This window comes from Flavobacterium yafengii, assembly GCF_030010375.1.
Lineage (GTDB): Bacteria > Bacteroidota > Bacteroidia > Flavobacteriales > Flavobacteriaceae > Flavobacterium > Flavobacterium yafengii.
The window spans coordinates 277,632-291,036 of record NZ_JASCRY010000001.1; the positions used below are offsets into that span (position 1 = coordinate 277,632).

The 13,405-nt window shown below is 36.3% G+C and carries 11 protein-coding genes and 1 tRNA gene; 5 read left to right on the forward strand and 7 right to left on the reverse strand.

Going from position 1 to position 13,405, the window contains the following annotated elements:
- Window positions 1-10 precede the first annotated feature (10 nt).
- Window positions 11-2,458 (reverse strand): bifunctional UDP-N-acetylmuramoyl-tripeptide:D-alanyl-D-alanine ligase/alanine racemase, encoded by a 2,448-nt coding sequence (locus QLS97_RS01185; RefSeq protein ID WP_282713864.1) that lies wholly within the window; start codon window positions 2,456-2,458, stop codon window positions 11-13.
- 223 nt (window positions 2,459-2,681) lie between these two features.
- Between QLS97_RS01185 and QLS97_RS01190 the strand changes: the two genes are divergently transcribed.
- On the forward strand, window positions 2,682-3,287 hold the full coding sequence (locus QLS97_RS01190; RefSeq protein WP_282713865.1) for a hypothetical protein: 606 nt from the start codon (window positions 2,682-2,684) through the stop codon (window positions 3,285-3,287).
- Here QLS97_RS01190 and QLS97_RS01195 read toward each other — a convergent pair.
- Window positions 3,282-3,983 carry a porin family protein gene (locus QLS97_RS01195; RefSeq protein ID WP_282713866.1) on the reverse strand — a complete coding sequence of 234 codons (702 nt, stop codon included), beginning with the start codon at window positions 3,981-3,983 and terminating at the stop codon, window positions 3,282-3,284. The genes QLS97_RS01190 and QLS97_RS01195 overlap by 6 nt on opposite strands.
- Window positions 3,984-4,279: 296 nt before the next feature.
- Between QLS97_RS01195 and gnd the strand changes: the two genes are divergently transcribed.
- The 3 genes from gnd (at window position 4,280) to QLS97_RS01210 (ending at window position 8,001) form a co-directional block, all read left to right on the forward strand.
- Complete coding sequence (gene gnd, locus QLS97_RS01200) at window positions 4,280-5,179, forward strand: phosphogluconate dehydrogenase (NAD(+)-dependent, decarboxylating) (protein ID WP_282713867.1); 900 nt, start codon at window positions 4,280-4,282, stop codon at window positions 5,177-5,179.
- 63 nt (window positions 5,180-5,242) lie between these two features.
- The gene (locus QLS97_RS01205) at window positions 5,243-6,562 is read left to right on the forward strand and encodes a gluconate:H+ symporter (RefSeq protein ID WP_282713868.1); all 1,320 of its coding nucleotides are present in this window, start codon (window positions 5,243-5,245) and stop codon (window positions 6,560-6,562) included.
- Window positions 6,487-8,001: a gluconokinase gene (locus QLS97_RS01210; protein WP_282713869.1), complete on the forward strand. Its 1,515-nt coding sequence runs from the start codon at window positions 6,487-6,489 to the stop codon at window positions 7,999-8,001. Before QLS97_RS01205 ends, QLS97_RS01210 begins: the two co-directional genes overlap by 76 nt.
- Before the next feature lie 252 nt (window positions 8,002-8,253).
- Here the strand turns inward: QLS97_RS01210 and QLS97_RS01215 are convergent.
- From QLS97_RS01215 to QLS97_RS01230, 4 genes are all read right to left on the reverse strand, one after another.
- Window positions 8,254-8,340 (reverse strand) — tRNA-Ser (locus QLS97_RS01215).
- A 61-nt stretch (window positions 8,341-8,401) separates the two neighbouring features.
- Window positions 8,402-9,430 (reverse strand): asparaginase, encoded by a 1,029-nt coding sequence (locus QLS97_RS01220; RefSeq protein WP_282713870.1) that lies wholly within the window; start codon window positions 9,428-9,430, stop codon window positions 8,402-8,404.
- Window positions 9,420-10,556: a 1-acyl-sn-glycerol-3-phosphate acyltransferase gene (locus QLS97_RS01225; protein WP_282713871.1), complete on the reverse strand. Its 1,137-nt coding sequence runs from the start codon at window positions 10,554-10,556 to the stop codon at window positions 9,420-9,422. The genes QLS97_RS01220 and QLS97_RS01225 overlap by 11 nt, the downstream gene beginning before the upstream one ends.
- 65 nt (window positions 10,557-10,621) lie before the next feature.
- Window positions 10,622-11,389: a TatD family hydrolase gene (locus QLS97_RS01230; RefSeq protein ID WP_282715518.1), complete on the reverse strand. Its 768-nt coding sequence runs from the start codon at window positions 11,387-11,389 to the stop codon at window positions 10,622-10,624.
- A 149-nt stretch (window positions 11,390-11,538) separates the two neighbouring features.
- Between QLS97_RS01230 and QLS97_RS01235 the strand changes: the two genes are divergently transcribed.
- On the forward strand, window positions 11,539-11,979 hold the full coding sequence (locus tag QLS97_RS01235) for a retropepsin-like aspartic protease (protein WP_282713872.1): 441 nt from the start codon (window positions 11,539-11,541) through the stop codon (window positions 11,977-11,979).
- Between the two features lie 56 nt (window positions 11,980-12,035).
- Here QLS97_RS01235 and odhB read toward each other — a convergent pair whose 3' ends face one another.
- The gene (odhB, locus tag QLS97_RS01240; protein ID WP_282713873.1) at window positions 12,036-13,262 is read right to left on the reverse strand and encodes a 2-oxoglutarate dehydrogenase complex dihydrolipoyllysine-residue succinyltransferase; all 1,227 of its coding nucleotides are present in this window, start codon (window positions 13,260-13,262) and stop codon (window positions 12,036-12,038) included.
- Between the last annotated feature and the right edge of the window lie 143 nt (window positions 13,263-13,405).

Consider the following 13,405-nt stretch of genomic DNA (forward strand, 5'->3'; position numbering starts at 1 on the left):
CAATATTTAATTACTCCCTGTAAAATACCCGTTTCACTCGTTGGGAAATACTGGTCAGAATTTCATAAGGAATTGTGTTTAGTTTTTGCGCCATATACGTTACCGTTGGGCTTTCGCCAAAAATAATTATCTGATCTCCTTCTGCACATTCTATGTCAGTAACATCAACCATCAGCATATCCATACAGATACTGCCAACAATCGATGCTTTTGATTTTTTAATCGTTACAAAACCAACACTATTTCCCCAACTTCTGGAAATTCCATCGGCATACCCAATAGGAATTGTGGCAATTTTTGTGGGCTTCTCCGCAATGAATCGTCTGCCATAGCCTACACTTTCACCGGTACTAATACTTCTGATTTGTGAAATCACTGATTTTAGCGTACCCACATTTTCCAACTTTTTTTGTTCTTCGGCATCATTCGAAACTCCATAAAGACCAATGCCCAACCGAACCATATCGTATTGGGAATTAGGATAATTACTGATTCCCGAGGTATTCAAGATGTGTCGCAATGGTTTTATTTGCAATTCTGCCATCAATTTAGACGATAATTTTTCGAATAAATCAATTTGTGAATGTGCAAAATCCTTATATTCCAAGTCATCACTTGTCGCCATGTGCGACAAAATACTTTTTACTTTAACGGTTTTATTTCCTTTTAAAGTCGCAATCAAATCATCAATTGTATTGTTCTCAAAACCCAAACGATGCATTCCCGTGTCGAGTTTGATGTGTATCGGAAATTGGTTTAAACTCTTTTGTTCGGCAATTTTCAGGAACGCATGGAGTCCTTTTAAACTGTAAATTTCAGGTTCCAATTGGTGTTGAATAATCGCAGAAAAACTGGTCGTTTCAGGATTTAAAACCATAATAGGCAAATGAATTCCTGCGCTTTTCAGCGAAATTCCCTCATCGGCGAAAGCCACACCCAGATAATCCACTTTGTGATGTTCCAGTAATTTAGCGATTTCAAAACCGCCATTTCCATATCCGAAAGCCTTCACCATCACCATAATCTTGACATTCGGCTTCAATTTTGATTTAAAGAAATTCAGGTTATAACTAATCGCATTCAGGTTGATTTCCAGAACAGTTTCATGTGTTTTTTCCTCTAATAAAGAAACAATTTCTTCAAATTGAAACGTTCTCGCTCCTTTGATTAAAATGGTTTCATTGGCAAAATTCAAATCATCGAATTTTGATATAAACTCGGCTGTATTTTTATAGGTGATGCAATTGGCAAACTTCTTTTCGAATGCCGAAATGGTTTCTCCAATCCCGATAACGCGATCTATTTTATTCGAAACAATCAACTGGGAAACTTTGGTATACAATTCGTCATTAGACAAACCACTTTGAAAAATATCCGAAAGAATCACCGTTTTCTTCTTGTATTGTTTTTGACTTTCGAGAAAATCCAACGCTATTTTCAACGACTGGAAATCGGAACTGTAACTGTCGTCAATAATACTGCAGTTGTTGATTCCGTTCTTGACTTTCAAACGCATTTCTACCGGGTACAACAATTCCATTCTATTTTGAATGGTTTTTTCATCGTATTTAAAATACAATAAAACCATCAAACAGGAAATTGCATTTTCAACAGATGCTTTATCCTGAAAGGGAATTATCAATTCGAATGAATCTCCTTTATATCGGTATTGAATGATGGTGGTGTCGTTTTTTATCGCTGCATTATAGACAAAAACATCCGCTTCTTGTGAGTCAAAACTCCAAGTAAACACATTTGTTTTTGGAAAAATAATGGCATCAACCATTTCGTTTTTTTGGTAAATAACCACTTCTGAATCTTCAAAAAGAGTAATTTTCTCTCTTATTTTATTCTCTAAACTTATAAAACCTTCATCATGTGCAGAACCAATACTGGTAAGAATCCCAATCGTAGGCTTGATTATTTTCTGCAGTTTCTCCATTTCAGAATGCGTAGAAATTCCTGCTTCAAAAATTCCCAGATTGTGTTGCTCATTGATTGCAATTACTGACAATGGTACGCCAATTTGTGAGTTGTAGCTCTTTGGACTTCGAATAACATTATAATCAGGACTCAATAAAAAATTAAGCCATTCCTTAACTATCGTTTTACCATTACTTCCGGTCAATCCGATAATAGGGAAGTCAAAAAGACTGCGATAGTTTGCCGCAAATTGTTGCAAAGCGGTTAGTGTATTTTCGACAACAAAGAAATTAGCTTTACCCTCGCATTCTTCCGGAATATGGGTAACCACAAAATTCTGAACGCCAGTTGCAATTAAATTCTTGATGTATCGATGTGCGTCATTATTGGCTCCGACCAATGCAAAAAACAAAGTCTGCGGTCCGTTTTGCAAAGAACGGCTGTCTATAGCAATCGTATCTACGGCTAAATTAGCGTTGTTACCAATGAATGTAGCAGGAATATTTTGAATACTTTTTAGGATTTTCTGGCTCATGGTATTAGAAAGAGATTGAAGTAGATTTTTTATAGAAATTACTCTTTTAATAGTTGGTCTATTTGTAAAACTTCCTCAAAAATAACACTTCTTTTCAAAACGAGGACTTAGATATACTATAATTATACCCAATTCCGTTTATTTAAGAAAAAGAAACAATAGCATTAGCTTTACTAATTTTGACAGATTACTTATATTTGTTTTTAGATAAAAATCAGACGTTTTGAAAAAAATCCTCCCATTGTTTTCCTATGTTTTCCATCCGATATTCATACCGGCAATGGCTACGTTGTTTTATCTTTCTTTCAGCGGCGGTGAATTTGTAAATCAAGAAAAACTATTCATTTTTTTTCAGGTTCTGGTGGTAACGGTAGTTCTGCCTTCTTTGGTGTTTTTATTATTACGCACGGCAGGAAACATAGATTCCATAATGCTTGCCGAAGTATCCCAACGCAAAATTCCATTAATACTTCACTGTTTTTTGCTCATCCTTTTGGTAAAAAAAAGTATTACAATAGACCGATATCCTGAGTTGCACTTTTTTCTGCTGGGTGCGCTTTTGAGTACTATATTGGCGCTTATTCTTTTGTTTCTCAATATAAAAGCGAGCCTTCATATGATAGCAATCAGCTCCTTAACGGTTTTTATAATTGGATTGAGCTTACACCTACAAATTCAGATTACATTTACTATTGCAACATTGATTCTCCTAAATGGTTTTGTAGCTTCTTCACGATTAGAAATGAAAGCACACACGAATAAAGAATTGATTATAGGTTTTATACTGGGAGCAGTACCTCAGTTGCTTTTGTTGGTGCTGTGGCTATAAAATGTAGAATATAATTCCAATATTCAGTGATTTCATAGCAACCGATTCGTCATTGACTTTTGCAGATTTAAACAGCGAATTCAAACCGTAATACGCATATAAATTAATCGTATTATAACCCGATGAAATATAAGCGCCGTACTGAAATTTATTAAAATCTTGATTTCCTGTCACTATGACTTTCCCATCAGCACTATTGAAAATAGATCTGTCATAGAGCAAATAACTCAATTTAAATCCTCCGTAAATTCTCCAAAATTTATGACTTTCATAAGTAGAAGTTCTCCATCTGAACTCAAGAGGGACATCAACAGAAAGCAGAGAGAATTTATTTTTATCGTAAACAATATCCGAATCGATAATAGTATATACCGGCGTTCCTGCGGGTGAAGAAATAGCAAGATTCTGATTGTAATTATTGTATGAAAAACCAATACCGGAAGCTATTGCAACCGTTCTTTTTTTATTAATGGGCATGTCTCTTAGAAAACCTGCCGAAAGACCCGAAGAAAATTTACTTTGGGACAATCCAGACGACTTATTCATCAAGGTATTGTACGTTATTGCAAAATAAAACTGATCTTCTCTATACAAAGAATCAACTTTTACAATGACAGTATCCTGATTTGCTGCGTTTTCTTGGGAAAAAACATTCAAAACCGATAAAAGAAGAAAACAACTAAGAAAAATTCGCATATTGTTTTGGGTTTAAATTGCTCAATGGTTGTTTAAAACACCTTCTAGGTTTCAATTCTCATTATAACGTTACAAATATAACATTTTGATGGTTTTCTTATAGATAATGGTGACAAATAAACTTTCACGAAAATGAATCGATACAAAACCAAAAAATAATTAACATATTGACTCTGCCAAGTTTAATATTTTTCGAATAAATTGCTTGTTAAAAAATTAAAACCAATATTTTTACTTTAAAATATTTTTACGATTACTCAAAAACGTCTTCAAATCAGACTTAAAACAATACAACGATGCAAATTGGAATTATAGGATTAGGAAAAATGGGCTTCAACCTTGCCCTTAATTTACAGCGAAATGGCTACGAAGTAGTAGCCCAAGATGTCAATACTGACTTTGTTACAAAAATTGGTCAGGAAGGAATCACAACCGCACTTTCCGTGAAAGAATTATGTCAGAAATTGAACGACCGAAAAGTGATTTGGCTAATGGTTCCTGCAGGAGAAATTGTAGATGGAGTAATCACTTCATTGCTTCCTTTTTTAGAAAAAAACGATATTATCATTGACGGAGGAAACTCTAACTATAAAGATTCCAAGCGTCGTTATTCACAACTAAAGGAACTTGGTATTGACTTTTTGGATTGTGGAACTTCAGGCGGAACTTCGGGAGCTTTGAATGGTGCTTGTACAATGATTGGGGGAGAACCAGCCGTATTTGATTATGTCGCACAAGTTTTCAAGGATATTTCTGTTGAAAATGGTCATTTATATACTGGTGCAGCCGGAAGTGGACATTTTACTAAAATGGTTCACAACGGCATCGAATACGGAATGATGCAATCTATTGCCGAAGGTTTTGAAGTTTTTGAACATTCTGAATTTGACATTGATTTCGAAAAAACAGCCAAACTGTTCAATCACGGTTCCGTCGTGCGCAGTTGGTTAATGGAACTCACCGAAAATGCTTTCTCAAAAGACCCAAAACTAGACAGCATCAAAGGAATTATGCATTCCTCCGGCGAAGGAAAATGGACATTGGAAACCGCTTTAGACTTAGGCGTTCCTACTCCGGTTATTGCACTTTCCATCATGATGCGCTACCGTTCCCAAATGCAAGATACTTTCTCTGGAAAAGTGGTAGCGGCACTTCGCAATGAATTTGGCGGTCACGCTGTCGAAAAAAACGAATAACCTGATTACTCAATACCCGCAAACCAATTCGAAGATAATTTTTAATTTTTCAAATTCAAGTACATGTCAATATTGATCTTAATTGCAAGTATCCTTTTATTACTTGTCTTGATATCCGCAGTAAAACTCAATGCGTTCATCTCGTTGATTATCGCTTCTTTTTTTGTGGGAATTGCCAAAGGCATGCTCTTTCCTGACATCATAAATTCCCTCCAACAAGGAATTGGAAGCACACTAGGTTCTTTGATTTTGATTATTGCCCTTGGAGTTATACTAGGAAATATACTTTCAGATAGTGGCGCGGCACAACGAATAAGTTCAGTTATGATTCGGTCTGTTGGAGTGAAACACATCAAATGGGCGATGTTGCTTACGGGTTTTGCAGTAGGAATTTCGATGTTTTACAATGCCGGATTTGTGATTTTGATTCCAATGGTTTTCGCTGTTGCAAAAAGCACGAAGCAACCTATAATTTATCTTGGAATTGCCATGGCATCTGCACTTTCGGTGACACACGGTTTTTTGCCGCCTCATCCGGGACCTACAGCCATTGCCGTAATTTTCAAGGCTGATATTGGCAAAACGCTGTTGTTCGGATTGATAATTGCTATTCCTACTTTATTGATTGCCGGAATTGTTTTTCCAGAGTTCATTAAGAAGATAGTCGCCAATCCGCCCAAAGGATTATTCGAAAGCAAAATATTCGCTGACAACGAAATGCCTTCTTTCATAATCAGTTTTATAACGGCTCTTATTCCTGTTATCTTAATGGCTTTGGCAACAATAAGTGAGTTAACCTTGCCTGAAATATCTTCTTTACGTCATACACTTGGATTTATTGGGAGCCCAACCACTTCCATGCTTCTCGCGGTATTGTTTGCAATTGTTTTTTTAGGCATCAATCGCGGTAGAAAAATGCAGGACATTATGGATAAATCCAGTTCGGCACTGAGTTCAGCAACTATGATTATTATGATTATTGCGGCTGGAGGAGCTTTCAAACAAGTACTGATTGACAGTGGTATTGGTACGGATTTAGCTGTTTTTTTCGAAACATCAACACTTTCTCCATTAGTATTAGGTTGGCTTGTGGCAACGATTATTCGGATTGCTTTGGGTTCAGCAACTGTGGCAGGATTAACTGCGGCAGGGATTGTGCAACCTTTGGTGGTCAGTTCAGGAATAAGTCCAGAATTGATGGTATTATCAATTGGAGCCGGAAGTTTAATGTGTTCTCACGTGAATGATACTGGATTCTGGATGTTTAAAGAGTATTTCGGAATCAGTATTTCAGATACGTTTAAAACATGGACTGTAATGGAAACTATCATTGGAGTAATGGGATTGATTGGCGTACTATTACTGAATTTACTAGTGGGATAACCCCAATTAAACTAAAGAAAATGGAGCAATTTTACATCGGGATAGACATTGGCACCACAGCAACAAAAGCCGTGTGTTTTGACAGAACCGGAAAAGTGATTCGGGAATGTAGTCAATCCTACTCCATGTACCATCCGAAAGCCGATTGGAGCATTCAAAAACCCGATGAAATTGTAGCGGCTGTTTTAGGATGCATCCAAGAAATCACAAAAGGGGTTCAGCCTCAATTCATCAGTTTTAGTTCGGCTATGCAAAGTATAATAGCAATCGACAGCAATGGAAAACCGCTCACCGATGCTATCATTTGGGCCGATAATAGAGCGCATTCATTAGCCGAAGCGTTAAAAAAATCGGAACAGGGAAAAAATTTCTATCAAAAAACAGGAATTCCCATTCATACCTTTTCACCCATGACCAAAATTGCTTGGTTGAAAGAACATGATGCTATAACTTTTTTAAAAGCGCATAAATTCATTAGCATCAAAGAATACATTTGGCATCATCTCACCGGTGAATATGTAATTGATTCCTCGATGGCATCCGGAACTGGCCTCATGAACATTCATACACTACAATGGGAATCGGATATTTTAGATTATTTAGAAATAGCAGCATCTCAACTTTCTAAAATTGTGAGTTCTACCCATCAAAGCAAGGGACAATCTGATGAATTCCATTATGTTTTGGGTGGCGGTGACGGTGTATTGGCAAATTTAGGAACCGGAGCTATGGAAGCCGGCCGAATGGCATTATCCATAGGAACCAGTGGTGCGGTGCGTTTACCTGCTGACAAACCTTTTATTGATCCGGAAATGCGAACGCAATGTTACCATTTGATGGACAATCGCTATTTGAAACTGGGAGCGGTTAATAATGGTGCAATTGTTTTGCAATGGCTCAAAGAATCCATCTTAAAAACAGATGAATCTTTTGAAGAATTGTTCAAACAGGCTGAAACTATTTCTGCCGGATCCGAAGGCTTGCTATTTGTCCCTTACTTATTGGGCGAAAGAGCTCCCATTTGGGATGCTTCCGCTCAAGGAACACTTTTAGGAATCCGAATTATCCATACCAAAGCACACTTAATTAGAGCTACACTGGAAGGCATCTTATTTGGACTATTGAGTATTACCGAAATCTTACTTCCACATCCGGAAGAAAGACACAAAATCACAATAATGGCGAGTGGTGGTTTTGGAAAAAGCGAACTTTGGTTGCAAATGGTCGCTGATATTTTTCAAATGAAAGTAATCGTAGCCGAAACAATCGAAGCTTCAGCTTGGGGAGCCGTTTTGATTGGCTTTAAAGCCACTGCTATTGCCGTTCTATCCGAAAATAAAGTTGAAAAAACCTTTTTACCAAATAAAGATTCCAAGGAAATCTACGAACAAGGTTTTAAAAAATTTAAAAAGATTTATTCCTTGTTGAAAGATATTTAAAAAGAAGAAATTAATGCTCGGCACTTCATGCCTGATCCTTTTTTGTTTTATACGCTTGGACAAACTAAAAAGGATGCCACGCTATAACTAGAGATTAACTTCGTTGATCCCAAGAAGGGCGTCTCACAAAAAAATTAATACTCGGCACTTCGTGCCGGATCCTTTTTTGTTTTATACGCTAAGACAAACTAAAAAGTTTGCCACGCTATAAAGCAAAAAATGCTCCCCTTTCAGGAAGCATTAGTTTTTTTGCAGAGAGGATGGGATTCGAACCCACGATGCAGTTACCCACATACTAGCTTTCCAGGCTAGCTCCTTCAACCACTCGGACACCTCTCTATTTTATTTGAGGTTGCAAATAACCATAAAAAAAATGAGTTAGAAAAGTAAAATCTAACTATTATGCTATTTCTCCTCGCAAAGCAGTTTCAAAAATACTTTTGAAGTCTTTTTGAGCTATTTTTTGACCTAACAAATACATTAATTTGGTTATAGCAGCTTCAGTTGTGATGTCTTTTCCAGAAATTACTCCTATTTTTTTCATCCCTGTACTGGTTTCATATTGCCCCATACTCACGCTTCCGCCGGAACATTGTGTAACATTGATGATGTGCAAACCTCTACCAATTGCTTTTTTTAATAAGTTCAAAAACCAATCTTCTGTGGGTGCATTTCCAGCTCCATAGGTTTCTAAAACAATCCCTTTAAGATCTGGAATGTCTAAAATTGCCGACAAAACCGCTTCGCTTATCCCCGGAAACATTTTTATAATAGCTACGTTGTTATCCAAGTTTTTATGAACCTTGAATTCTTTATTTTCATTTTTAGTCAAGAACAATTCGGGATTCAATTTTAAATGCACACCAGATTCAACCAATTCAGGATAATTAGGCGAGGTAAATGCTTTGAAATGTTCAGCATTAATTTTAGTGGTTCTATTTCCTCGGTATAATTTGTATTCAAAATAAAGACACACTTCACTGATAACAGGTTCGTCATTGTTTCGTAAAGAGGCAATTTGAATAGCGGTAATCAGATTTTCTTTTGCATCAGTACGTAAATCTCCAATAGGCAATTGTGAGCCTGTGAAAATAACTGGTTTCGATAAATTTTCGAGCATAAAACTCAATGCCGATGCCGAATAAGACATGGTATCCGATCCATGAAGCACCACAAATCCATCAAATGAAGTGTAGTTATCTTCAATAATCGTCGCAATTTTAGCCCATTTTTCAGGATTCATATTCGAGGAATCAATTGGATTTTCGAAAGAAATAGTTTCGATTTCACAATCCAATTGTTTCAATTCGGGAATTCGCTGTAATAATTTGCTGAAATTAAAAGCCTTGAGCGCGCCCGTTTCAAAATCTTTCCTCATACCGATGGTTCCACCGGTATAGATTAAAAGTATTTTGGATTTATACAACATCGTGATATTTTAATTTATTCACAACCGGATTGGCATACATCGCCAGAAAACCATCTAAAGCTACCGGATTATCATGATCAATTCGCATTTCGAGTCTGCGTTCAAATAGTGATTTTTCATTTTCTGTATACAAATGAGAATAGATATTGGTTTTATTAACAATATCATACGCAATAAAATTCGTTGACCACAACTTATAATTGCTCAATATTGCATCATCAATTACTTGTGCCAAAGTTACTATCTGCTTGTTCGAACTGTCATTTTCAGCACTAATTGCATCAATTTCAGTATCCAGCACTTTCCCAACATGAATGTGAATTCTTTTCTTTTGTCCCAAAGCACCACTAAGAATAGTCATGAAATCTTCATTCTTTTCTTTAATATAGATTTCATTATTGGCTTCAGCCATCAATTGCGGCATTTTCAAAGCATCCGTCGGATCGTATTCATAAGAAATAGAAACGGGTACGATTTTGATTTTTTTGAAGTAATCCATCAAATTCTTCTCGTCAGAAGCCATTCCTAACATTTTCAAAACGCCAGGATTTGTTTCGTCATTTCCATCTTTCGTTCTTCCTTCGCGTTGCGCAATCCAAACGGAACGATTTTCATGAAGCAATAAATTGCCAATGTATTCCGATAATAATTTTGAACTCTGCAGCATTTCCCTTGGCGTTAAGCCACGTTGCACTAAAAAGTTCCGGTTCAGTTTCGCTAACGTCTTTAGAAAAGCTTTTTTGACTAAGTTGTCTCCTATAGCTGATGCTGTCATCACTAATCCATGTTCAAATAAAGCCGTATTCAATAAAGTGGTATCTAAAAGAATATCACGGTGATTCGAGATAAACAAATAAGAGGTATTAGGCTTTAAATTTTCAAAACCCGAAGTTGTCAAACCTTCAGAGCTTTTTTCCAACACTCTTTGAACGGATTGGTAAATAAAATTACACTGAAAATCACGAATGGAGTGCGTTTTACGAAGTTGTTCTTTCCAAACTTCATCCTCAACATCCGGGAAAGTAAAATTCATCAATGCTTTCATCATTGGATGATTAACAACATTTTGAAGTGCTTCGTTTATTTCGGAATCATAAAAAGGCCGAATAGCGTCAAATTTCTGCATTTTGGTTCTCAATTTTTGTGTTGGCAAATGAACAAAAAAAATATCAAACTAATGTAAATTCTACTTTAAATCCCAAAAATAGCTTTAGAATTCTCAGTGGTTATCTCCGCAATCTCTTTTGTCGAAAGGCTATAAATTTGTGCTAACTTTTCTACTACGGTAACGATATAACTGCTTTCGTTACGTTTACCCCGAAAAGGAATCGGTGCTAAATACGGCGAATCTGTTTCTAAAACAATATGTTTCAAATCGATTTGATTCAAAAATTGATCGATTTTTCCGTTTTTGAAAGTTACCACTCCGCCTATTCCAAGCTTCATATTGTACGAAATAGCCTGTAATGCCTGCTCATAAGTACCTGAAAAACAATGGAAAATTCCGAATAAATCAACCGATTTTTCTTCTTCCAGGATTTCAAAAATTTCCTCGAAAGCTTCCCGACAATGAATTACAATGGGTAATTTGTATTGTTTGGCCAATTGAATTTGCCTTTTGAAAGCGATTTGTTGCTGTGGCAAATGGGTTTTATCCCAATACAAATCGATTCCAATTTCACCAATGGCATAGAATTTTCTTTTAGCCAATTCATTTTCCACATGTTGCAATTCTTCCAGATAGTTGTCTTTTACATACGTTGGGTGTAAACCCATCATCAAGAAAACATTATTTGGATGATTTTTCTCCAATTGATACATCGATTGGGTACAACTAGAATCGATTGCAGGAATAAAAAAACGAGAAACACCGGCATCAATGGCGCGCTGGATCATTTCGTTTCTATCTTGATCAAATTCCTCTGAATATAAATGTGTATGCGTATCAGTGATTGTTATAGTTGCTTCCAAGTGTAAAGTTTAAGGATACAAAATTACAAGAATAAAAGTTGTCGAAAAAATGGTTTTAAAAAGATTCATACAATTCCTTCACTAACTCCATGTATCTTTGTAAAACAGAAATAAATCACTGAAATAAATTCAGCATAATGAAGAACTTACACGATATCCTTAAAAAAGAAAACTACAGAAAAGTAAAATTTAAGATAACTAAAACACAGCATCTTTTGATAAAAGCAAAAATCAATGGTGTGACAGGCAACTTCATTCTAGACACAGGAGCTTCAAACAGCTGTGTAGGATTTGAGAGTGTCGATTTATTTTTACTGGAAGCCAAAAAATCAAAGACAAAAGCAGCTGGTGCGGGAGCCACCGGAATGTTTACCCAACTGGCTTTAAAAAATCAATTGCAGCTTGGTTCTTGGAAAGATTCTGATTTTGAACTCGTTATTTTTGATTTGTCTCATGTAAATGAAGCGCTAACACAATACAAAGCAAAACCGGTTCATGGCATTATAGGCGCTGATATTTTGATGAAAGGAAAAGCAATTGTGGATTATTACAACCATTATTTATATTTATTAAAATAAAAAATCCTGTTTAGAAAACACTAAACAGGATTTTTTTATATTCTAAAACCTTAAAATTATAGTTCTAAAGCTTTTTTAGGATTGTTATCCATCAATAATTCCATTGGGTTTTCTAACGCTTCTTTAACAGCCACTAAGAACCCAACAGACTCACGTCCATCAATAATTCTGTGGTCATAAGATAACGCTACATACATCATTGGGTGAATTTCCACTTTACCGTTTACGGCAATTGGACGCTCAATAATGTTGTGCATTCCAAGAATTCCTGATTGTGGAGGATTGATGATTGGCGTACTCAACATACTTCCAAAAACACCACCATTAGTAATCGTAAAGGTTCCGCCAGTCATATCATCTACTGTGATTTGTCCGTCTCGTGCTTTAAGCGCTAATCTTTTAATGTCTGCTTCAACTCCACGGAAAGTCAAATTCTCTGCATTACGAACTACAGGAACCATTAATCCTTTTGGTCCTGAAACCGCAATTGAAATATCGCAAAAATCGAAAGCAATCTTATGATCACCATCCATCATTGAGTTTACATCCGGGAATAATTTTAATGCTCTAGTTACTGCTTTAGTAAAGAAAGACATGTATCCTAAACCAATTCCACCATGTTTTGCTTTGAATGCATCTTTGTATTCATTACGAATCAAGTTGATAGGCGTCATGTTTACTTCGTTGAAAGTAGTCAACATTGCTGTTTCGTTTTTAGCGGCAACTAATCTTTCAGCCACTTTACGACGCAACATCGATAATTTAGTACGCTCTGTTCCACGAGAACCACCTGTAGGAGTTCCCATTGAAGGCACAGCATTTACTGCATCATCTTTAGTGATTCTTCCGTCTTTTCCAGTTCCTGTTATTGAAGCTGGTGCTATATTTTTTTCGTCTAATATTTTTCTTGCTGCTGGAGATGGAGTTCCTGAGGCGTAAGTTGCTGCTGGAGCTGCTGCTACCGGAGCCGCTTTTGGAGCTGCTGCTTTAACTTCAGCTTTTGGAGCTTCTACTGCAACTGCTGGCGCATCACCTGCTGGTTTTGCTGCACTTGTATCGATTAAACAAACTACTGCTCCTACCGCTACTGCATCGCCTTCTTCTGCTTTTAAGGTAATGATTCCGCTTGCTTCTGCTGGCAATTCTAATGTTGCTTTATCAGAATCAACCTCAGCAATTGCTTGGTCTTTCTCTACATAATCTCCGTCTTTTACCAACCATGTTGCGATTTCAACTTCCTTTATAGATTCCCCTGGTGATGGGACTTTCATTTCTAAAATCATGTTCTATTATTTTAAATTATGAATTTTAAGTTTTAAATTGTTCTCGAACAACTTATGTTTATTATATGTACTATTTTTTAGCCCTGATGGAAACGGCATCCTTTGTCTAGCTTCTTTAGCTAGGAAAAGATAGAGTGAACAGT